23 protein-coding genes are annotated in these 20,038 nt (G+C 60.9%); 12 read left to right on the top strand and 11 right to left on the bottom strand.

All coding sequences use genetic code 11. From position 1 onward, the window contains the following. Nucleotides 1-122: 122 nt before the first annotated feature. Complete coding sequence (locus tag NW851_RS04615; protein ID WP_414333343.1) at nt 123-314, bottom strand: hypothetical protein; 192 nt, start codon at nt 312-314, stop codon at nt 123-125. 520 nt (nt 315-834) lie between these two features. On the opposite strand from NW851_RS04615, the gene NW851_RS04620 reads away from it, so the two are divergent. The 3 genes from NW851_RS04620 (at nt 835) to NW851_RS04630 (ending at nt 3,534) form a co-directional block, all read left to right on the top strand. Further along, on the top strand, nt 835-1,689 hold the full coding sequence (locus NW851_RS04620) for a Tic22 family protein (protein WP_414337161.1): 855 nt from the start codon (nt 835-837) through the stop codon (nt 1,687-1,689). A 65-nt stretch (nt 1,690-1,754) separates the two neighbouring features. Next, a complete protein-coding gene (gene prmC, locus NW851_RS04625) occupies nt 1,755-2,612 on the top strand; it encodes a peptide chain release factor N(5)-glutamine methyltransferase (RefSeq protein WP_414337162.1) in 858 nt (285 codons plus the stop codon). Nucleotides 2,613-2,757: 145 nt separating this feature from the next. After that, on the top strand, nt 2,758-3,534 hold the full coding sequence (locus tag NW851_RS04630) for a sensor histidine kinase (protein ID WP_414333337.1): 777 nt from the start codon (nt 2,758-2,760) through the stop codon (nt 3,532-3,534). A gap of 16 nt (nt 3,535-3,550) precedes the next feature. On the opposite strand, the gene NW851_RS04635 is transcribed toward NW851_RS04630, so the two are convergent. After that, a complete protein-coding gene (locus NW851_RS04635; protein WP_414333335.1) occupies nt 3,551-4,060 on the bottom strand; it encodes a YHS domain-containing (seleno)protein in 510 nt (169 codons plus the stop codon). A 168-nt stretch (nt 4,061-4,228) separates the two neighbouring features. Beyond that, a complete protein-coding gene (psb27, locus tag NW851_RS04640; protein WP_414333333.1) occupies nt 4,229-4,630 on the bottom strand; it encodes a photosystem II protein Psb27 in 402 nt (133 codons plus the stop codon). Nucleotides 4,631-4,701: 71 nt separating this feature from the next. Between psb27 and NW851_RS04645 the strand changes: the two genes are divergently transcribed. Beyond that, nucleotides 4,702-5,442: an NnrU family protein gene (locus NW851_RS04645; RefSeq protein WP_414337163.1), complete on the top strand. Its 741-nt coding sequence runs from the start codon at nt 4,702-4,704 to the stop codon at nt 5,440-5,442. A 34-nt stretch (nt 5,443-5,476) separates the two neighbouring features. Further along, nucleotides 5,477-5,869: a thioredoxin family protein gene (locus NW851_RS04650; protein ID WP_414333329.1), complete on the top strand. Its 393-nt coding sequence runs from the start codon at nt 5,477-5,479 to the stop codon at nt 5,867-5,869. Here the strand turns inward: NW851_RS04650 and NW851_RS04655 are convergent. From NW851_RS04655 to NW851_RS04675, 5 genes are all read right to left on the bottom strand, one after another. Next, a complete protein-coding gene (locus NW851_RS04655; RefSeq protein WP_414333328.1) occupies nt 5,806-7,392 on the bottom strand; it encodes a hydantoinase B/oxoprolinase family protein in 1,587 nt (528 codons plus the stop codon). The two genes, NW851_RS04650 and NW851_RS04655, sit on opposite strands and share 64 nt — an antisense overlap. 5 nt (nt 7,393-7,397) lie before the next feature. After that, on the bottom strand, nt 7,398-7,706 hold the full coding sequence (locus NW851_RS04660; RefSeq protein WP_414333327.1) for a hypothetical protein: 309 nt from the start codon (nt 7,704-7,706) through the stop codon (nt 7,398-7,400). 7 nt (nt 7,707-7,713) lie between these two features. Continuing rightward, nucleotides 7,714-8,235, bottom strand: a complete 522-nt coding sequence (locus tag NW851_RS04665; protein WP_414333325.1) for a PDZ domain-containing protein — start codon at nt 8,233-8,235, stop codon at nt 7,714-7,716. Nucleotides 8,236-8,514: 279 nt separating this feature from the next. Beyond that, a complete protein-coding gene (pip, locus tag NW851_RS04670; RefSeq protein WP_414337164.1) occupies nt 8,515-9,465 on the bottom strand; it encodes a prolyl aminopeptidase in 951 nt (316 codons plus the stop codon). 37 nt (nt 9,466-9,502) lie between these two features. Further along, nucleotides 9,503-11,710, bottom strand: a complete 2,208-nt coding sequence (locus NW851_RS04675) for a glycoside hydrolase (RefSeq protein WP_414337165.1) — start codon at nt 11,708-11,710, stop codon at nt 9,503-9,505. 175 nt (nt 11,711-11,885) lie between these two features. On the opposite strand from NW851_RS04675, the gene NW851_RS04680 reads away from it, so the two are divergent. From NW851_RS04680 to NW851_RS04695, 4 genes are all read left to right on the top strand, one after another. Further along, a complete protein-coding gene (locus NW851_RS04680; protein ID WP_414333320.1) occupies nt 11,886-12,404 on the top strand; it encodes an HNH endonuclease in 519 nt (172 codons plus the stop codon). Nucleotides 12,405-12,522: 118 nt separating this feature from the next. Next, on the top strand, nt 12,523-13,221 hold the full coding sequence (gene eda / locus NW851_RS04685; protein WP_414337166.1) for a bifunctional 4-hydroxy-2-oxoglutarate aldolase/2-dehydro-3-deoxy-phosphogluconate aldolase: 699 nt from the start codon (nt 12,523-12,525) through the stop codon (nt 13,219-13,221). Nucleotides 13,222-13,246: 25 nt separating this feature from the next. Continuing rightward, nucleotides 13,247-13,738: an rRNA maturation RNase YbeY gene (gene ybeY / locus NW851_RS04690; protein ID WP_414333316.1), complete on the top strand. Its 492-nt coding sequence runs from the start codon at nt 13,247-13,249 to the stop codon at nt 13,736-13,738. Then, nucleotides 13,722-14,261, top strand: a complete 540-nt coding sequence (locus NW851_RS04695) for a diacylglycerol kinase family protein (RefSeq protein WP_414333314.1) — start codon at nt 13,722-13,724, stop codon at nt 14,259-14,261. Before ybeY ends, NW851_RS04695 begins: the two co-directional genes overlap by 17 nt. 21 nt (nt 14,262-14,282) lie before the next feature. Here the strand turns inward: NW851_RS04695 and thrB are convergent, their stop codons facing one another. Further along, nucleotides 14,283-15,209: a homoserine kinase gene (gene thrB, locus NW851_RS04700; RefSeq protein ID WP_414333312.1), complete on the bottom strand. Its 927-nt coding sequence runs from the start codon at nt 15,207-15,209 to the stop codon at nt 14,283-14,285. A gap of 249 nt (nt 15,210-15,458) precedes the next feature. Here thrB and NW851_RS04705 point away from each other — a divergent pair, with 249 nt between their 5' ends. Next, nucleotides 15,459-16,673 carry an anion transporter gene (locus NW851_RS04705; RefSeq protein WP_414333368.1) on the top strand — a complete coding sequence of 405 codons (1,215 nt, stop codon included), beginning with the start codon at nt 15,459-15,461 and terminating at the stop codon, nt 16,671-16,673. A gap of 86 nt (nt 16,674-16,759) precedes the next feature. Here NW851_RS04705 and NW851_RS04710 read toward each other — a convergent pair whose 3' ends face one another. After that, nucleotides 16,760-17,239 (bottom strand): hypothetical protein, encoded by a 480-nt coding sequence (locus tag NW851_RS04710; protein ID WP_414333310.1) that lies wholly within the window; start codon nt 17,237-17,239, stop codon nt 16,760-16,762. A gap of 280 nt (nt 17,240-17,519) precedes the next feature. Between NW851_RS04710 and NW851_RS04715 the strand changes: the two genes are divergently transcribed. After that, entirely contained in the window at nt 17,520-18,656 is a 1,137-nt protein-coding gene (locus tag NW851_RS04715; protein ID WP_414337167.1) for a citrate synthase, read from the top strand. 80 nt (nt 18,657-18,736) lie between these two features. Next, nucleotides 18,737-19,792, top strand: coding sequence for a permease (locus NW851_RS04720; protein WP_414337172.1), 1,056 nt, complete (start codon nt 18,737-18,739; stop codon nt 19,790-19,792). A 116-nt stretch (nt 19,793-19,908) separates the two neighbouring features. Here the strand turns inward: NW851_RS04720 and NW851_RS04725 are convergent. Next, on the bottom strand, nt 19,909-20,038 hold a 130-nt coding region (locus NW851_RS04725), incomplete at its 5' end, for a transposase (protein WP_414337173.1).

Below are 20,038 nucleotides of genomic sequence, written 5' to 3' on the forward strand. Positions count from 1 at the left end.
TTCAAAAGCAAAAAACCTGAGGAAGGGATCCCCTTTCCCAGGCCGAGCCGCCGCTGCCAGCGGCCTCTGAAGGACTGGCAAACAGATTGTCCTGGACAATTCCGTCCCGTGACAGCGGCCAACTACGAGGCCAGCAGCACATTCAGGATGCCGGTGAGGATGGCGCTGAACAAGGCCAGCGTGATGTAGCGCCCAACAGCCGGGTTTGAGCCCAAAAGCCGATCGGAAGCGCTGATGGTGAAAAACAAAGACCAGGCCTGCGTGGCGTTGATGGTCTCAAATTGGTTGAATTCAGGGGTAAAGATCTTAGCCATGGTTTAATGCTCCTCGGAAGCATGCGTTTGTCCCCCCACCTTAACAAAAGTTAACAGTAGCTGCCACGTTCGCGCGGCTACATCAGAGCCCTGATGCACAAGGCTGGGGTAGGCTGCCTGTTGTGGAAAAGCTGAGCATACAATTATCAGCTCGATCTGAACCGATCTGCTGTTGGGTAGATCTGCATCTAGCGTGGGTCGATTTTATGCGACTCCGTATATAGTATTGAGTGATGCGGGATCCCCACTCAAATAGGGGCTTTGCCCCTCGACAGGAGTCGAGCAGATGTTCTAACCTTGGCTTCTAGGGTGGCCCAAGAGCGCTCTTTGAGGTCAGTGAGCCGGGGTGTTGTCAGCGACGGCCAGCCGCGAGTCGATGCCGAGGGTGTGCCGCATCGCTAGCCTAGCCCTGTCGAGCAGGTTCAATCCGGGTGGCTTCTGCCTTGCCCGATCTGTTGGTTAGTACTTGAGGGATCTAGCCCTATAGCAACCAGAACAAGGCGCGATGCCGGGAGTGGAGATGAGAATGATGCGCTGTAACGTAGTGTCGCCTGCCCGATCCCTCTGCTGCTGTGTAGCTCGGGTGAGCAGTATAGCCGGGATCCTGATCGGGACAGCGTGGGCGAGCTTGGCCATGACTCCCGCTTGGGCTCAGGGGAGTGCTCCACCGGCTCAGGCAACCGCAGGCCCCATGAGCCGGCAAGAGGTGGCAGAGCGGCTGAGCCTGGTGCCTGTTTTTGCGGTTGTGTCTCAGAACGGCACACCTGTTGTTGCCAATGTGGAGCGAGATGGCCGCACCATTCAAGTGGTCTCCTTCTGGCTGGATCAAGCCCAGGCCCAAAAAATGTTGGAGCAGGTGAAAGCCAGCAACCCCGAGATAGCCAGCCAAGCCCAGGTGGTGCCTCTCTCGCTGGGGTATGCCTACGAAAAATCGGAAGAGGAGCGCGCCAAAAATAGCGATCTGTACTTCGAGGTGGTGCCGCGGCCTGCTGATGTGGAGGCAGCCAAGCAGGTACTGAAAGAAACCAGCAAAGATGTGCCTCCAGAAGCGATCGGCGTGCCTCTGTTCTATGGCCGCTCCGGAGAGGGGCTGCTGACCATCGAGCAGGATGGTCAGGAGGTGGTGCCCTTCTTCTTCGACCGCAACGATCTGCAGCGAGCTTTGGATCGGGCGGCAGCCCAGAACCCGGATGTGGTTGGAAAAACCCAGATTGAGGTCACCTCCCTGGCCATTGTGGTGGAGCGCATGCTGGCTCCCGATGCCCAGGCCGATGTGCAGAAGATCGCCTTTATCCCTTCCCGCTCGGCGCTGGAATACATCCAATCGTTGGCTCGGCCTGCCAACCCTTCTGCCAGTCCCCAGCCTCAGCGTTAACCCAACCCCCAGTCATGCTGGCAGAACGGAATCCTTTGAGATCCCCCTCGACTCTGCTGAGGCGATTGCTGGAGTGGCGTGACCAGGCCCTGAGGGCGGCAAAAGCGGCTGGGATCCCTGCCGAGGAGGTGGAGATTCTGCTCAAGGAACGGCTGGGGTGGGGGCCGTTGGAGCGGCTGCTGGGTCGCGCTCCGGCTGGGGCGGGGGAACTCCTGGAGGAGGTAGAGGCCCTTTGGCAGCAAAGGGTGGAAAAGCGCGTCCCTCTGCAGTATCTGTTGGGCAAAGTGGAATGGGCCGGCTTGAGCCTACGGGTGACCCCGGCGGTGCTGATCCCACGTCCGGAGACCGAGCTGCTGGTGGAGCAGGCTTCCCTCTGGTTACAAGCTAATCCTCTGCCGCCCGCATCCTGCTTGGCCGACCTGGGCACCGGCAGCGGGGCCATTGCCATCGCTTTGGCCCAGCGACATCCCCAGTTGCAGCTTCTGGCGGTGGATTCGAGCCCGCAAGCCCTAGCCGTTGCGGCGGACAACGTGGCGGCCCACCATTTGCAGGAGCGGGTGCAGTTGCTGCTGGGATCCTGGTTTGTGCCCTTGGATCCCTGGCGGGGGCGGCTGCGCGGCCTGGTTTCCAACCCGCCCTACATCCCCACCGGGGAGCTGGCCCATCTCATGCCCGAGGTGCGGCTGCACGAGCCGCGACAGGCCCTCGATGGCGGGGAAGATGGGCTGGCCCACTTGCGGCTGTTGATTCAAAGGGCACCGGACTACCTGGCCCCCAACTCCTTTTGGGCGGTAGAAGTGATGCGAGGACAAGCCCCTTGGGTGGCGGAGCAATTGCGAGAGAGGGACTGTTATCGGCAGATCCAAGTTCACCGCGATCTGGCGGGGATTGAGCGGGTGGTCAGCGCCCACTTCGTCGGGTAGAAAAGGGTAGGATCCCCATGGAGTGGGGTATCTCCAGAGCCTGCTCGCGTCAGGGGGACGTAGTCCTTACTGTGCAAAGCTTAAAGATCCGAACCCAAGGATCTGAACCTCGACGGGATCCCCTGTCCTTCGTCCGGAGCACCTTTTGAGGAAACCCGCAGCCAAACCCGATCCAGCTTCCCAGCCGGCGGCCCCTGCCGACAGGCAAGAGGCCGTAGATTGGCAATTTGCTTTTGAACGCTCTGAGGTGATGCGAGCCTTTCAGCAAGAGTTGCTCGTCAGCATTGGCCACGAGCTGCGCAACCCCCTCAGCAGCCAGATGGGATCCCTGCAGTTGGTGTTGTCGGATCTGTGCGATTCCCCGGAGGAGGAGCGGGAATACATTCAAAGTGCCAAAGAGTCCGTAGAGCGCTTGATTAAGCTGCTCGAGGAATACACCCGCCTGGCTCGCCACGATCTGCCCATTCAACCCCTGCAACCGGAGCCGACCCAACTCCGCCCCCTGCTGCAAGATGTGTACAGCCTAACTCGCCTACAGGCCCAGGATCAGGGCATTCGCTACGAGTGGCCGATCCTACAACCACCTTCTGTTTCTGAACCGTCCGCCCTCCCGGACAGCCTTATGGTTTGGGCGGATCCCCACGGTTTGGTGCAGGCTCTGCTGGGGGTGTGTCGCTGGGGCATCCGTGCCCTGCGCTATGGTTCGATGGCTCTGCACCTCTATCCCATCGCAGCAGCGGAGGGGCACCTGTGTCTAGAGTGGAACCTGGAGGGACGGTGCCATGTGCCCGTTGAAACAAAGGGCAGTGCTACTTGGCGGGTGAGCGAGCGGCTCCTGAGAGAAATGGGGGGCGATCTGGAGCTTGGCGAAAGCGGCCTCCACCGGGTTGTCATCAAGGTAACCCTGCGCCTCATCCAGTGATCCCAGACAGGTAGGCTCAGCGGCTGCGCAGCCCCGGCCAATTGGCATCTGCCTTCTCGATCAACCCGGGAATGTCCCGCTCCCAGTTGCGCTGTACCCGCCGGTTGGCATTCAAGTACAGCTTGTCATCGACAATTTTCCAGGCAAAGGGATCCACCGGGTAAAGGTAGTTGTGGGCCACGGCCCAAGCACAAAACCCGCCGTACTGGGGGGCAAAGCGCTCCGGGTTGCTGCGAAACCGCTCCCGATTGTCAGCGGTGGCAAACCGCCAGGTCACCCCTCCCCACTCCCATTCATAGGCTGGGGATCCCTCGACCGGCTTGCCATCGATAAAGTAGGCCACCGGGTCATAGCCGCGCAGGGCCAGGCCATCCACCGCAAAAAAAGGGCCCGGGGATCCCTCCTCGGCAGCTCCAGCCACCTGTCCTTGGGCTGGAAGGGACAAGAGCGAAGCTGAATAAAAAGCAATAACCCCACCCCCAACCATCAGCGGCAACGAGAGCAGGATCCAACGACCTGTGCCCATAACAACCTCCCAAATCCTGAGAAAATGCCCTTTGCCTCGAGAGAGCGGCGCCTTCCTCCTCAGGTTTGGAAGAACGCCGGCGATGACCTCGACTTTTGCGAGCTGGCAACAGCTTGGCTGCACCGGGGGAAATTTGCCTGTGATTTGGATCTGGGAGATCCCAAAAGTTCAACCTTCCCGGCGCAAGGCCAACTCCGCCCGATCCAGTTGCATCAGCACCCGCTCCACCTTCTCCGGGTTGAGAGGTCGGTTGGAGGTGCGGTACTGGGAGGCCAGCGTATTAAACACGGTGCGCAGGGTGGTGAAAGACTGGAGCTTGTCGTAGCGTTGGCCGTGGTAGCGTCCTGCGAATTCTTGCATAGCCTCCATCGCTTCCGCCCGCGCCTCTGCCGGGTTCATCACGGGATCCGCTTCCGAAAGGACGGTGCGCAGGGTTTGGATCAGGGTCATGCTGTCTTCGTAGTACTTGCCGGTAAGACGGGCCGCCTGAGCGCTTGCGGTCGTCCAGCCCAGCACCAGGATGACCGAGAGGAGCAGGCCGACAAGGCGTAGAAAAAAAGTTTTCAGCATGGGAAGCTTGCCTTATGTAACTTATCTTTAAGCATAAGTCACGGCGACGCCCCAGAGGAGCTCTTGAAAAGATGCTGTTCCCACTCTTTAGCCACTTACCGCCCGAGCTGGCCCCCTACCGATCCCACGCGATCATGTTGGCCATGATTCTAGGATTTGCCTGTGCTCACAGTGGGCTGGCCTACTTGCGGCCTTGGGGGGAAGCTTGGCTGGGATCCCGTTTGTACCGCCTTCTTTTTGCGCTGGTCAGCCTCAGCTTGGCGCCGCTGCTGCTGATCTACTTCTTTAACCATCGCTACGACGGGGTGATCCTCTGGGATCTCCATGCTGTCCCCGGCATCCACACCACCGTTGTTCTTTTGTCAGCGCTCTCGTTTTTCTTTTTGTATCCGGCTACCTTCAATTTGCTGGAGATCGCCGCCATTCAGAAGCCGGAGATCCACCTGTTTGAGACCGGGATCATCCGCATCACCCGCCACCCCCAAATGGTGGGCCAGGTGATCTGGTGTGTGGCCCATTCCCTTTGGATTGGCTCCAGTTTTATGCTGGTCACCTCCCTGGGGCTGGTGGCCTATCACCTGTTCGCCGTCTGGCACGGGGATCACCGTCTGGAGCGGAAATACGGCCAGGCCTTCCGCGATCTCAAGGCCCGTACTTCTGTGATCCCCGGCTTGGCCATTCTGCAGCGGCGACAACACCTGCAACCGCGAGAGTTTCTGCGCTGGGCCTACCTAGGGGTGTTCAGCTTTGTAGTGATTCTTTATGCTCTCCATCCGCAAATGGTTTCTGCAGCCAGCCAAATTGCCTGGTAGCATGATCCCAAACAACTTCTTTAGTCTGGGAGTGATGAACTTGCAAGTTGCTTTAGATGCTTTTAATCAAGAACTTTTGACAAGTGACGGGTTGGTGTTGGTGGATTTTGGCGCCCCTTGGTGTGGCCTGTGTCGGTTCATTCAGCCGATTACCGACCGTCTCGCAGCAGAGTGGGGCGGCGCAGTTAAGGTGCTGCGGGTGAATGTGGACGACAATTTTTGGCTGCCGCGCCGCTATCGGGTGCGCTCGCTGCCGACCCTAATTTTGTTTGAGAAAGGTCAAGAAGTGCATAGGTTAGAGCACTTTGCCAGCCGTGATGAGGTGATCCGGCGCTGCGAGCAGTTGTTTCTCGCCCACCTGCGCTATGTGGGTTCGGGTGCCTGCTCCTCCTCGCTTGACCCCCAAGCCCCGCCGCCAGGGGTGTAGAGGGTGAGCACATCGCCGGCTTTCAGGGATCGGCTGGTTTTGCTGGGCAAGGGATCCCCGTTGACGAGGTTGATCCCCACCTGGCCAGGCTCGCCGCCTTCTTCCCCTTGGGGGGCATGGTGGCGCCGGTCGGTGAGCAGGGAGAGGGTGCAATCTTGCAAGGTCTGGAGGGAGCGGATCAGCCCCCAGCCGCCCCGCTGGCGGCCATGGCCGCCGGAATCTGGGCGTAGCTCGTAGCGCAGCACCCGCAGGGGATACTCCAGCTCCAGAGCTTCGATGGGGGTGTTGAGGGTATTGCTCATGCCCACGTGGACGCCGTCCAGGCCCGGTCGCTGCCGGCTGGCTCCTTGGCCGCCCCCCAGGGTTTCGTAGTAGGTGAAGTGGCGGTTGCCGAGCACACAGTTGTTCATGGTGCCCTGTCCCTGGGCAATGGCACGGGATCCGGCCACCGGGGCTAGGGCTTTGAACACCACATCGGCAATGCGCTGCGAGGTTTCCACGTTGCCCGCCACCACCGCCGCCGGAAATTGGGCGTTCACCAGGCAGCCGGGCGGGGCTACGATCTCGATGGGATCCTCCAGGCCGACATTGCTGGGCGCCGTGGGATCCAACAGGCAGCGCAGGGCAAAGAGCACCGCCGAGCGGGTCACAGCCAAAGGCGCGTTCAGGTTCCCCGCGGTGGCCGGGGCTGTGCCGGCAAAGTCCACCCGTAGCCTCTCCCCCCTTACCTCAATCTGCACCTGGATGCGGAGCGGCTCGGGCGGATCCCCGTAGCCCTCCAGGTAGTCGCAGGCGGTGTAGATCCCAGCAGGCAGAGCGCGGATCTGGGCCTGCATCCGCCGCCGGCTGTAGGCGATCACCCCGGCGATCAACTGCCAGGCCTCTTCTTCTCCAAAGCGGGCCAGCAGCTCGCGAAACCGGCTCACCCCCACGGCGCTGGCTCCCACCTGGGCCTGCAAATCCCCCCGCCGCTGCTCAGGGTTGCGCACATTGGCCAGGATCAGGCGCAGCAGATCGCCCTGCCAGCACAGCTCCCCCGTCAGGGTCATTTGGGCCAGCCGCAGCGGCGGGATCACCAGCCCTTCCTGCCAGATTTCCGTAGAGTCGGCCGGCATGGAGCCGGGGCGCATCCCCCCAATATCGGCGTGGTGGGCGCGGTTCACCGCGTAGGCGCAGACTTGTTCTGGATCCCCCAGGCCGGGGATGGCCGTAACCACCGTGATATCCGGCAGATGGGATCCCCCCTGGTAGGGATCGTTGAGGACGAACACATCGCCGGGCCGCGGGCCGGCTGCCACCACCGCCCGCACCGCTTCCGCGAGGGCGCCCAGGTGCACCGGAATGTGGGCCGCCTGGGCAATACAGTCTCCCCGAGCGTCGAACAGGGCCGTCGAGCAATCCCGCCGTTCCTTGATGTTGGCCGAGTAAGAACCGCGGATGAGGCGCGCCCCCATCTCCTCGGCGATCCCCGCCAGCGCATTGGCCATCACCTGCAACCGGATGGGATGGGAGACGCTATCCATGCTCCTCACAGCCTGCGCCCCAGCCAAACAGCCACCCTGCGGATCCCTTGCCAAAACTGGAGACGCCGCTGCCAGCGGTCGAGGGTATGGCGATTCTCCCGCAGCCGATCCCGTAGGCGCAGCAACTCAGCCGGCGTGGGAGCCAAAGCCCGCTCAGCCGCCTCCCGCCAGTCGGCCATGGCCCGCTCCGTAACCCAGAGCGCCGACCGCAGGCTCAAAAGGACAGGAACGAGGGCGAGCAAAGCCAGAAACAGCAGCCCGTTAAGGCCGCAAACCGCCCAGACCGCCCATCCTGAACTCCAATCTGCATTCACTGGAAGCTTACTGCTGCTGCAGCATCAAGGGGCGCAACACACGGCCATCGCCGACCACCACCACCGTGGACAACACCTGTCCGCCGCGCCGGAAGGTAATGGGTACCCGCTGGCCCACCGGGGTGTTTTGGATAATTTGCTGGACGTGCTGCACCGAGGTGACCCGCTGCCCGTCCACCCCAATCAAAATATCTCCCTGGGCCAGACCCGCTTGTTGAGCCGGGCCATCCTGGAGCAGACCAACCACCTGCACCCCTTGGATTTGAGGCGCGGGGCCAAACAGGCGACGACTGACGGCACCTTGAGCTGGCTGTCCATCCACCGTTTCGATGGCAACCCCGATAAAACCGTTGCCTAGGACAGCAGGCGACACCTGAGCCCCGAAACTGTCAACCTGAACCGTGGGGCTGTAGAAGTTGTAAGCTTCACCCCCAACCGAGTCACAGGGGTAAGCCACAACGGCATCTGCCAGCAAGAGGGAAGCAGGCAGGGCGAGGGCAAGCTTAGACAGATGAGTTATTTTCTGCATGGTTCGACCCTGGAAACGGCGAAGTAAAGACAAGTTTGCTTTGACAAGACGCTGGAGTGGAGGAACCAGCCCAAGATCAATTAACAACAATCAGAAGGAGCCAGTGGCGGAAGCCATCGACCAGGCAGCCTGCACCGCTCTTCCCTCAGTGATAAACCCAAAATCGCCGACTGTCGATAGGCTTGGCCGTGCTCCGGGGCTGGATCCCAAGGTTTTGCCGGCATTCCTGTAGCAATTCTTCAAGGTCTTGGGATCCCCAACCCAGGCTATCTCAGCGGCTCACAGACTGGCGCAGCGATCCGTGGCCTGCAGCAGGGCGGTGCGGATCCCGGGCTCGGTGATGGAATGGCCGGCATCGGGAATGAGGTGAAACTCCGCCTCTGGCCAGGCCTGGTGCAGCTCCCAGGCGGAAATGGGCGGGCAGACCACGTCGTAGCGTCCCTGGACGATCACAGCCGGCAGATGGCGCAGGCGCTCCACCCCCCTAAGGAGCTGGTCTTCAGGATCCAAAAAACCCCCATGGACGAAGTAGTGGCACTCGATGCGGGCAAAGGCCTCGGCAAAGGTCTCCTGGCCAAAGCGCTCGATGAGCTCAGGGCTGGGGATCAACTTGCTGGTGCTGGCCTCCCAGATGGCCCAGGCGCGGGCCGCTCTCAGCCGCACCTGGGGATCCGGGTCGTTGAGGCGGCGGTGGTAGGCTGCCAGCAGGTCATCCCGCTCTTCGGGGGGGATGGGCTCCAGGTAATGTTCCCAAGCATCGGGGAACAGGTGGCTGGCCCCCGACTGGTAAAACCAGCGGATCTCAAAAGGGCGTAGCAGGAAAATGCCCCGCAAGATAAACCCCAGGCAGGAGTGGGGGTGGGTTTGCCCATAGGCCAAGGCAAGGGCGCTGCCCCAACTGCCCCCAAACACCCACCAGCGCTCAATGCCCAGGTGTTGGCGCAGCTTCTCGATATCGGCCACCAGATCCCAGGTGGTGTTCTCCCGCAGCTCGGCGTAGGGGCGGCTCTTGCCGCAACCACGTTGATCGAACAGCACCACCCGCCAGCGGCTGGGATCAAAGTACTGCCGGTAGAGGGGATCGATCCCACCTCCTGGCCCCCCATGCAAAAACACCACCGGCTTGCCCGCCGGGTTGCCGCACTGCTCGTAGTAGAGGGTGTGCAGGGAAGAGACGGGGAGAAAGCCGTAATCGTAGGGCTCGATGGGCGGGTAGAGATCGCGCTGCATAACCAGTCAGAGATTCTAAGGGCCAACGGCCAGCCGCTCAAGGCCTGCGCAGGGCGATGGTGGCCTTGGGGGGGATCCCTTCTTGGAAGGTCTCGCCATCGGCGGCCACGATGATAAATTGCAGCTCCTGCCCCGGCTGGGCGCCCAAATTGCTCCAGGGAATGGCCACCTCCAAACAGGCATCCACCACCGCCTTCACCTGATGGTTGATGGGGTGCCAGCTATGGTACTCCCCTGCCTGCAAGAGCTGAGCCTCGACGGGTGCGGGATGCTGGCCGGTGCCAGGCGGCGGCAGCGACAGCTTCAACAGGTGGCGGTAGAGATAGTTGAGGGGGGCTTCTGCCGGCAACCCCTGCAGGGGAATGGGGCTGTTGACGGTAACGCGGTTGGGATAAAACCACAGCACCTGCAATTGCTTGGGCCGCTGCACCACCGAGTTAAAATCCAGCCGCAGATAGAGGTTGAAGTGATCGAACCCGTACCAGAGGCGGCGGACGACGCTGTTGCGGTGCATGGTTCCTCGGGCTGCGCCGATCTCCACCCGCCCGGCCTGGCTCCACTCCCGTTCGGCGGGGCGACCGTTGATGGTGGGATGGATAAACCCCTGCGGCAGGCGATCCCCCAGCCCGTCGTGATCCTCGAGGGGAAACTGCAGCGCCGCCGGCACCGCCTCTCCCAAAGCGGTGTAGAGGGCCTGTAGATGTTCCCGAAACAACTGGTCAAAAACGGCATCGTGGGCGGAAGAGTGGCCTGCCCCAAACCACCAGAACCAATCGGATCCCTCGGCGGCCCAGAGGGCTTCCCAGGCCTGGGGGGTGGCGTGAGGGTGATCGTGGATCACCTGGCGGGCTTGGGCAAGGAGCTCCCAGGCGCGGTTTTTGACGGGATCCCCAATCCAAGTGGTAAAGTCGGCCTCAATCCAGGAGCCGCTGTGCAATTGTTCGGCTGGCAGAAACTCCGTGGGGGGAAACTGATCCAAAAACTCCGACACCTTCACCAAGCGCAACGCCGGGTGCTGGCTGAGGCGGGCATAGAGGTTTTCCAGGAAGGGGCGGCCATCTTGGGGGTAGTACTCCCAGCAATTTTCCCCATCCAGGGCAATGGTGACCAGCCAGGGCTGGTCTTGGGGTAGGCGGTTGCGGATGCTCTCCAGGTGGCCGATGAGATCTTTGGCGGCAGCGTCGGCAGGCATGGCGCTGTAGCTAAAGCCAATGAGATCGGAAAGGCGGTGATCCCGAAAGATGATGGCCAAATCCCCTGCCTCGCTCTCCAGACGGTAGGGGCGGTAGAGCTTTTCCGGCTCGAGGATATGGCCCTGCCCGTCGCGATGAAAGGGTTGGCCCAAGCTCCAGCCCAGCACTCCCTCGTCGGAGATGATCCAATCAAAGCCTTGTTTCTGGATCAGGGGCACGATGGCGGGGCTGACCGCCTGCTCTGAAGGCCACAGACCCCGCGGGTCGCGGCCAAAGCGCTCCCGGTAGATCTGCTTGGCCCGCTCCAGTTGGCTGTGGACATCCTGCTCCCAGTGGAAGGGGTAGCGGGGCAGGGGCAAGCCGGGCCGGGCCACCCGCGCCGAGCGCTCGCTCACCAGCAGGGGCAAGATGGGGTGGGTGTAGGGGCTGGTGGTCAACTCCAGTTGGCCGCTACTTTGCAATTTGGCGTGCTGGGGCAGGATGGCAGCCAGGATCTGCTGTTGCTTGGCGTAGATCCGCTGCCGATCCGCCAGGGTAAAGCCGGATCCCATCTTGATCCAGCTCTCGATCTCAGGATCCTCCTGGAAGAGGGGATCGAACCAGGAGAGGTTGTGCCAGGCCAGCAGGTCGCTGAAGTCTTGGGGCGTCCAGTACTGTAGGCACCAGTTGATCCCTTGCGATTCCCGCTGTTCGTAGAGCTGGCGGTAGCGGGGGTAGGGCTCAATCATGGTGGGGTAATGGCTGTCGAAGAAACGCTCGACAATGAAGCGCCGCTGCTCCGGGGTCAGCTTTTCGACAGGAGATAAAGTCAGCTCCAAATAGGGATCGAAAGCGGAGCCGGCCACGTAGTCTTCGATTTGCACAATGAGAGAGGGCACTAGGTTAACCGTTTGGTGCAGGCGGGGATAGCGCTCCAGCAGCAAAATTAAGTCCAGGTAGTCTTTGATCCCGTGTAGGCGCACCCAAGGCATGCGATATTTACCCGCCAGCGGGCTTTTGTAGAGGGGCTGGTGTTGGTGCCAAACCAGGGCAACATGCAGCGGGTAGGTCATGGGAGGCACGGGATCCGACCATCACCCGGATACTAGCCCATCTGTCCGGCTCCCGATCGTAAGAAACTCTGGAATGTTGAATGGTGGGGCTCCACCTAGATGGTGCCCACTGCGGGAAAACCTTGTCATTCGCCAGATTTCTCAGGACAATGGCGGCAAATGGAAGAGCTAAGTCATGACTGCTGCTACCCACGTCCTGGAACAGTCGATTGTTGTCTTTTCCCAAAACTACTTGCCCATTAGCCGGGTCAACATTAGGCGGGCGATTGTGCTGCTGCTGACGGGCAAGGCAGAGCCGCTGGCGATGATGGATGTGCCGGTGTGGAAGGTGCGCTCCCCCAGCCAGGTGATCGAGGTGCCCGAACACATCCGCCTGACCATCAAGGGCAAAGAGCGATCCTGGCGGGTGCCCCCTGTTACCCGGCGAGAGGTCTTGCGGCGGGATCACCACACCTGTCAGTACTGCGGCAGCACCCATAACCTGACCCTGGATCATGTCGTACCTCTTTCCCGCGGCGGATCCCACACCTGGGACAATGTGGTGACCGCCTGCGAACGCTGCAACCAGCGCAAGGGCAACCGCACTCCTGAAGAGGCCAATATGCCCCTCCTCAGCAAACCCCGTGCCCCCATCCACCCAACAGTGGCTTTTGCGGAGCAATTTTGGCGTGAGCACCAAAGCCGGCAAGAGTGACCTCCGCCCATCGCCAAGGCGGTACGCTCGCTGTTGGGCTTTTCCGGTCATTGCCAACGATGGGATCTTGCCACCGGTTCCCCGACAGCCCTTCCAATGAGAGGGTACTTTCCCACAGATGGTATTCGAGGGTTCTGAACGCGGCTTTGGAGACTGGCTACTCCATTTGTGGCAGCAGCCCCTGATCGCGGTGATCCGCCTCTGTAGCAGCCCAGACCAGGCTCTCCAGGGATCCACTCTGGCCATCCGGGCCGGGATCCGCCACATCGAGATCACCCCGCACGTTCCCCGCTATCTGGAGTTGATTGCCCAACTGCGGCAAGACCACCCGCAGTGTTGGATAGGGGTGGGCACCGTCTCCCATCGACAGATGGCGGAGCAGGCTTGGCAGGCGGGGGCCCAATTTTGCGTTTGCCCTTTTACGGACGAGAGCATTATCCGTTGGGGCCGGGAAGTGGGACTGCCCGTCGTGCCCGGTGCCCTTACCCCCAGCGAGATCTGGAAGGCATGGCAGGCGGGGGCAACGGCGGTCAAAGTGTTTCCGGCGGAGAGCATGGGGGGATCCCGCTACCTGCGTCATCTGCGACCGGTGCTGGGATCCCTGCCGTTGATCCCCACTGGGGGGGTGACCTTGGCCAAGGCAGCGGAATATCTGCAAGCAGGGGCCTGGGCGGTCGCCATTGCCGGAGATCTGTTTCCGACAGAGGATTGGGATCCAGACTGCCAAAAGCTGGAAAATCGGCTGCGCCAGGCGCTGCAACAGCTTGCCGAGCAGAGAAACAAAAACTGGCCCAACCTGAGCAAATCGGTAGAATAGGGTGCGTGGTGTGAGGGAGGCCGGCATGGGAGAGTTTCTAGATCTCTACCTGGAATTCCACATTCCAAGCCCGGTTGAAGAAGTCACTTGGCGCCATTGGTTCGAGATCTGGTTGCGGGAGCTGGGGGTACAGGAGCCGTGCGAGCTCAGCCTTTGCCTCACCTCCGATGATCACATTCGCCAGCTCAACCGCGAGTTTCGCCACCTTGACGCGCCCACCGATGTGCTGGCCTTTGCCGCCCAGGAGATGCCCGCCCCCGTCAAGCTGCACGAGATCACGGGGGTGCGCCTGCTGGGGGATATTGTGATTTCGGTGCCCACCGCCCGCTCACAAGCCAAAGCGCAAGGGCATCGGCTCTCGCAGGAGCTGGCCTGGCTGGCCAGCCATGGGTTGCTTCACCTGCTGGGGTGGGATCACCCGGATGAACGTTCTCTCCAGCACATGGTGCAGCAACAGCGACAGTTGCTCGCTGCCATCCAACTGGATGGAGGGGTAAGCCATGGCCAACAGTCCTAGTCGGCTGGCGGCGTTCCGGCGGCGCGTCCATTCCAAGCCCACCGGTATCGCTCCAGCGCCTTCCTCTGAGGTCGATCCCGCAGCCAATGCCGCGCCTTTGGAGGTGGATCCCTGGCGACGCCCCCCCTCTTGGCAGGTGGCCGACAACCTGGGCAAAAGTTTCTACTACGCGGGCAAGGGTTTGGCTTATGCAATCCGCACCCAGCGCAACTTCCGCATTCACATGGCGGTGGCGGCGGTAGCCTTCGGCCTTGGGCTGGGCCTGCGGCTGAGCGCTGCGGCAATGGCCCTGATCAGCCTGACCAGCGGTTTGGTGATGGCGCTGGAGCTGGTGAATACCGCTCTGGAAGCAGTGGTGGATCTCACCCTCGGCAGCAAGTATCATCCCTTGGCCGAGATCGCCAAAGATTGCGCCGCGGCAGCGGTGTTGATGGCAGCAGTGGCATCCCTGCTGGTGGCGGCTTGGCTCCTCCTCCCGCCTCTATTGCTGCTGCTGCAGGATGGCTTCCCAGCACCAGCCTGAGGAGCTTGGAGAGAGAGTTTTTTATCCAGCCGGCTGGGAGTGGATCACCACCCGTCCTCCCTGCCGATCCAAGCTGAGCGGTTTGGCTTCTGCTTCAATATCGAGCTGGGCCCAAGCGCTGACCATCGCGGCTCCCACCCGTTCCCGATTTTCGGGGGCGCAGAGGGCCAACAGGGTGGGGCCGGCTCCACTGATCACTACCCCATAGGCCCCGGCAGCTATGGCTGCAGCTTGAACCGTTTTGAACCCGGTGATCAGCTCCATGCGGGCCGGCTGGTGCAGGCGATCCTGCAGGGCCACCCTCAGCCAGTCCACCCGGCCCGACTGCAAGCTGCGAATGAGCAGACCCAGATGGCTGCTGGAAAAAACCGCATCCGCCAAGCTGACGGATTTGGGCAGGATCTCGCGGGCTGCTTGGGTGGAAAGCTTAAAGTTGGGCACCGCAACCACGATGCCAATGCTTTCGTGCCAATCCACCGGACAAAACACCCATTGCCCCTGCTGCCCCTGCACACAGAGCTGACAACTACCCTGCAGGGCGGGCACCACATTGTCTGGATGGCCTTCCAGGGCGATGGCCAGTTGTAGGAGGGTTTCGGGAGCTAGGTTGAGCGACCCGATGGCATTGGCTCCCAACAAGCCGCCGACAATAGCGGTGGCAGAACTGCCCAACCCCCGCGCCAGGGGCACGTTGAGGGTGATTTCGATTTCTACCCCCGGCACGGGCTTACTCAGCAACTCAAAAGCGCGGCAGAAGGCCCGGTACACCAGGTTGTCCTTGCTCTGGCTGATGTGGTCGCTGCCACGGTAGTGGATGCTGAGGCCAGAGGGGATCTCCCGAAATTGGAAGTGGTTGTAGAGCTCTAAGGCTGCACCAATGCAGTCGAACCCCGGCCCCAAATTGGCGGTGGTGGCCGGGACGATCACCTCGACTCGCTCTTTGACCAAGGGGACAGCTCCTCAGTGAACGATGGGCAACTCAAGGTCTACGGGCTCCCATTATCCTATGAACGACGGCCAGATCCCCACGACTACTCAGCCTGACGAGCTTCCGGGCTGTCCTGAAAAGCTTTTTATTCTTGTAACCTATGAGTTGAGTGCTGGGCATAGCGGGCCTGTTTCCACTCCGGCCATTGGCTCAACCCAGCAGGGATCCAAAAAGGAGGGGGCAGAGGCCTGCAGAAACTGTCTTGGTTGGTGTTGGGCTTGAGCTATCTCGGGCTGGGGCTGGGATCCCTGCCCCGGTTGCGCATGAACCGGGCCACGATTGCCCTGGTGGGATCCGCCTTGCTCATTGGCTTGGGGACCTTGTCGCTGCGGCAGGCTTGGGAGGCCATTGACCCCACCACGATCGTGTTTCTCCTGAGCATGATGGTGGTGAATGCCAGCTTGTCCTATGGTGGGGCCTTCCAGTTGGCTTTGCTGGGCCTGATTCGGGTGAGCCGTAGCCCCTTTGGCCTGTTGATCATGCTGGTGTTTGGCAGCGGCTTGCTCTCGGCTTTTTTGCTCAACGATACCCTGGCCCTGGTGTTTACTCCCCTCACTTTGCAGGTCACAACGGTGTTGGGGTTAAACCCGATTCCCTACCTGTTGGGCTTGGCGGCAGCCACCAACCTGGGATCCGTCGCCACCTTGAGCGGCAACCCACAGAACATTTTGATCGGCTCTTTCTCTGGGATCGGCTATCTGGAGTTTGCCGGCAAGATGACGCCCATTGCCGTGGTGGGGCTGCTGCTGGAGGTGGGGCTGCTGTGGCTCTATTACCCCCAGGTGCGCTCCTTGCAACCCTTTGCCCAGGTGCCTTGGCTGCCGCTGCGCCTCTACCCGCCCCTATTGCGCAAGAGCCTGGTGATCGCGGGGGGGCTGTTTGTGGCCTTCATAGCCGGACTTCCCTTGGCCGAATCGGCCTTGGTGGCAGCGGCCCTGTTGCTGATTACCCGCAGGCTGAAGCCGGAGCGATTTCTGGGGCAGGTGGACTGGAATTTGCTGGTGATGTTCTCCGGGCTGTTTATCTTGACGCGGGCAACGCGAGAACTGGTAGCCCTCTGGGGGATGAGCTTGGGGCCTTTGGCAGAGAGGCTGGTGGGATCCCCCCTCGCCCTGTTGATCGGTGTAGCCATTTTATCCAACATCATCTCCAATGTGCCGGCAGTGTTGTTGCTGCAATCCTTGGTTCCCCAACAGGAGACCACCACTTGGCTGTTGCTGGCTGCCGGCTCCACGTTGGCGGGCAATTTAACCCTGTTTGGGGCAGTAGCCAATCTAATCACGGTTGAGGCAGCCGCCAAAAAAGGGTACGTGCTCTCCTTTGGGGAGCATCTGCGCTTGGGTCTGCCCCTGACTCTGCTGACGCTGGGCTTCAGTGGGCTGTGGCTGGGCCAGCCCTTCCTGCCTTCTCCATCGCTCAGGTAACTTCTGCCCAGGGATCCAGCTTGTCGGGATCCCTGGGTGTGATGACTGGTGTTGCCGTCCTTGCGCTGGCACCAGCAGCCTCTCCTTCAGAGCTGTTGGTGGGTGTGGGGGTGCTGCTTGATGTTGTCAGCATCCTTCACTTCCATTGCCGTATTGAGGATCCGTCGCGGCTCGAGGCTGTGGTTGAGCTTAAACGCCCCCCGCTCGGGAGTACAAACTTGGTGCAGGGGGATGTGGCGAAACTGGGGCTTGCTGCGATAGGTGCGGGCCGCCGCTTGCAGCCGCTCCACAAAATCTTCTCCCAGCACCACCCCCGCCGGGAAGACATCGGCGGGCAAAGTCGGGGTCCCGTTGTTCACGATCTCGGCATAGGTTGTGGCGTAGAGGAGACAATAGGAAGTGCTGCGGCCCTCTTGGGCCAGGCAGTCCAAGGCGGCAGCGGGCAACGGCTCGGCCACCAGGACTTCCCGCAGGTGACCGTCCTCATCTCGCTGGAAGCAGGTGGCCACTCCCAGCACCACGTATTCCAGCCCTTGGACGGGGTGAGTTTGCGCCGTATTCGACATCGAGGCCATCTCCAAGCAGGGTTTGCGGTCGAGCGCCCTCGACCAGGGGGTCGTCCTCACAATAGCAACAACTCTTGCCTCGGGCAGCGGGGGCTGTTGCAAGATAGGAAGCGGATCCCAGTCCGATCCAAGCTCTGGGCGAGGTCAGCGGTTGGCTGCAGGGATCCAAAATTTGCTTTACTGTAGCGAAGCGGGGTCAGTGTTGCCTGAGAGAAACAAGGGCTCCAGGCAGCTTTGGCAACCCTCGATTCATCATTTGGGAACTTCCAAGGGTCCGACTATGGCGGATGGCGAATACAAGCCTGGGCTAGAAGGCGTTCCGGCCACGCGTTCTAACATTAGTTTTGTCGATGGCCAGGTAGGGATCCTGGAGTATCGGGGCATTCCCGTTGAGGAACTGACGGCCCACAGCACCTTTTTGGAGACGGCCTATCTGCTGATCTTCGGCAAGCTGCCGACGCAATCCGAGCTGAACGACTTTGACCAGGCCGTCCGCAGCCATCGGCGGGTCAAATACCGCATCCGCGACATGATCAAGTCGTTTCCTGAGTCGGGCCACCCGATGGATGCCCTGCAAACCTGCGTGGCAGGCTTGGGGATGTTCTATCCGGTGCGGGAGGCGGATCCCGACTATGTGTTTGGCACGGTTACCCGTCTGCTCGCCAAGCTGCCGACCATGGTGGCCATGTTTCACCAGATGCGCCAGGGTAACGATCCCATCCCCCCCGACGACAGCCTGGATCATGCCGCCAATTTTCTCTACATGCTCTCCGGCAAGAAGCCGGATCCCTGGCTGGCCCGCATCTTCGATACCTGTCTGATCTTGCACGCCGAACACACGGTCAACGCCTCTACCTTTGCCCTGCTGGTAAGCGCCTCTACCCTGGCCAGCCCCTACAGCAGCCTGGCCACGGCGGTGGGCACCCTTTCGGGGCTGTTGCATGGGGGGGCCAACCAACAGGTGATGAGGCTGTTGCGGCAAATCGGCTCGGTGGAAAATGTGCGCTCGTTTATCGAAGAGAAGCTGGCCAAAAAAGAGCGCATCATGGGCATGGGCCATCGCGTTTACAAGGTGAAGGATCCGCGGGCCACCATTCTGCAGCGGCTGGCCGAGGAGCTGTTCGAGCGCTACGGCCACGACAAGTACTACGACATCGCCCTGGAAGTGGAGCGGGTGTGTGCGGAGCTGCTGGGGCCCAAAGGAATTTACCCCAACGTGGACTTCTACTCGGGGTTGGTCTACGCCAAGCTAGGGATCCCGGAAGATTTGTTTACGCCGGTATTTGCCATTGCCCGGGTGGCGGGTTGGCTGGCCCATTGGCGGGAGCAGTTGTCGGATAATCGGCTCTTCCGACCCACCCAGGTGTACACAGGTGAACGCCAGCAACGCTACATCCCCATCGAGGAGCGGGGTTGAGAGCGGTTTGACAGAGCACTGGGCCGGGATCCAAACTCAATAGAGCCCAAATGCGTGGGTGAGGTGGTGCGTTGAGCCCTTTGGATTCTCCCCTTTGGCGAGACGGGTTCACCCTCTTCTTGAGCATTGTGGTGCAGGCCATGCCGTTTTTGCTCTTGGGGGTGTTTCTCTCCGGGCTGATGGCCGTGTTCGTAGAGGGATCCCAGTTGGCTCGTTTCCTACCCAAAGGCAAAATCGGCAGCGCGGTGGCCGGCGGTGCTCTGGGGTTCTTTTTTCCGGTGTGCGAATGCGGCAATCTGCCCGTGGCCCGGCAACTGGTGATCAAAGGGATCCCACCCTATGTGGCGGTGGCTTTTTTGTTGGCAGCGCCGGTGTTTAACCCGGTCGTGATCTTCTCCACGTGGATTGCCTTTCGCAGCATGCCGGAGCTGGTGGTCTACCGGGTTCTTTTTTCTTTTGGCATTGCGGTGGCCATCGGCTTGCTCTTCAGCGTGCAAAAAGATCTGGAGCCTTTGTTGCAACCGGCGGTCTGGCGAGAGCTGCAGCGCAACCGCTGCCAAGAGGCAGCTCTGAAAAGCACCTCCTGCTCGCCGTTGTTGCAGGGGGGCACCTTTTGGATTGGATCCCAGGGCCATGCTCAAGGGGCTGCTGGCGGATCCCTGGCCACTCCGCAGACTGCCGAAGAGGTGTATCGGGCAGCGCTGGCCGCTGCCCCTGCTCTCTCTTGGCGGCAAAAGGGATTGTTGCTGCTGCAAACCTGGGCTAGAGAGATTCGCGAGCTGGGATCCGTGCTCATCCTGGGTTCGGCGATGGCGGCCTTTGTGCAGACGGTGATCCCGCGTTCGTTTGTTCTAAATTATGGCCAAGATGAACTGGTCTCGATCCTGATCATGATGGCCCTGGCCGGGATCATTTCTATCTGCTCGACGGTGGATGCCTTTTTTGCCCTCTCCTTTGCCGCCACCTTCACGCCGGGATCCCTGTTGGCCTTTATGGTGTTTGGGCCGATGGTGGACTTGAAGGCCATTGGCTTGATGCTGACTTTGTTCAGGCCCCGCGCCATTTTCTACTTGGTGCTCCTGACTTTTCAGTTCACTTTAGTAGGGGCTTTGGCCATCAATTACTGCGCCAGTTAACTCGCCTGTCCTGCATTTGCTCAACGTAAGGCGCGGGATTCCCCACCCGGGTGGGGAGGGATAGCGCCTACTGACTGATTCTGGATATATCGCTTCACAATTTCTAGAGGTGCACCTCAGCATGAGACAATGCACTTAGAATCATGCCAAAGCTTAGCCTTTCCCCAGTACACTTTATTGAGCTGTTCCGCAAACTGTTGCCTTAGTATGCGACTTGATGCTGACTTGAGAGAAGAAACGAGGTTA

This window comes from Synechococcus sp. H55.7, assembly GCF_047462395.1.
GTDB lineage: Bacteria > Cyanobacteriota > Cyanobacteriia > Thermostichales > Thermostichaceae > Thermostichus.

What these genes read in the sequence shown, in the direction of transcription:
- NW851_RS04615 (WP_414333343.1), bottom strand. Translation starts at nt 314, where the DNA reads ATGGCTAAGATCTTTACCCCTGAATTCAACCAATTTGAGACCATCAAC.
- NW851_RS04620 (WP_414337161.1), top strand. Translation starts at nt 835, where the DNA reads ATGAGAATGATGCGCTGTAACGTAGTGTCGCCTGCCCGATCCCTCTGC.
- NW851_RS04635 (WP_414333335.1), bottom strand. Translation starts at nt 4,060, where the DNA reads ATGGGCACAGGTCGTTGGATCCTGCTCTCGTTGCCGCTGATGGTTGGG.
- psb27 (WP_414333333.1), bottom strand. Translation starts at nt 4,630, where the DNA reads ATGCTGAAAACTTTTTTTCTACGCCTTGTCGGCCTGCTCCTCTCGGTC.
- NW851_RS04645 (WP_414337163.1), top strand. Translation starts at nt 4,702, where the DNA reads ATGCTGTTCCCACTCTTTAGCCACTTACCGCCCGAGCTGGCCCCCTAC.
- NW851_RS04650 (WP_414333329.1), top strand. Translation starts at nt 5,477, where the DNA reads ATGAACTTGCAAGTTGCTTTAGATGCTTTTAATCAAGAACTTTTGACA.
- NW851_RS04655 (WP_414333328.1), bottom strand. Translation starts at nt 7,392, where the DNA reads ATGGATAGCGTCTCCCATCCCATCCGGTTGCAGGTGATGGCCAATGCG.
- NW851_RS04665 (WP_414333325.1), bottom strand. Translation starts at nt 8,235, where the DNA reads ATGCAGAAAATAACTCATCTGTCTAAGCTTGCCCTCGCCCTGCCTGCT.
- pip (WP_414337164.1), bottom strand. Translation starts at nt 9,465, where the DNA reads ATGCAGCGCGATCTCTACCCGCCCATCGAGCCCTACGATTACGGCTTT.
- NW851_RS04675 (WP_414337165.1), bottom strand. Translation starts at nt 11,710, where the DNA reads ATGACCTACCCGCTGCATGTTGCCCTGGTTTGGCACCAACACCAGCCC.
- NW851_RS04680 (WP_414333320.1), top strand. Translation starts at nt 11,886, where the DNA reads ATGACTGCTGCTACCCACGTCCTGGAACAGTCGATTGTTGTCTTTTCC.
- eda (WP_414337166.1), top strand. Translation starts at nt 12,523, where the DNA reads ATGGTATTCGAGGGTTCTGAACGCGGCTTTGGAGACTGGCTACTCCAT.
- ybeY (WP_414333316.1), top strand. Translation starts at nt 13,247, where the DNA reads ATGGGAGAGTTTCTAGATCTCTACCTGGAATTCCACATTCCAAGCCCG.
- NW851_RS04695 (WP_414333314.1), top strand. Translation starts at nt 13,722, where the DNA reads ATGGCCAACAGTCCTAGTCGGCTGGCGGCGTTCCGGCGGCGCGTCCAT.
- NW851_RS04710 (WP_414333310.1), bottom strand. Translation starts at nt 17,239, where the DNA reads ATGTCGAATACGGCGCAAACTCACCCCGTCCAAGGGCTGGAATACGTG.
- NW851_RS04715 (WP_414337167.1), top strand. Translation starts at nt 17,520, where the DNA reads ATGGCGGATGGCGAATACAAGCCTGGGCTAGAAGGCGTTCCGGCCACG.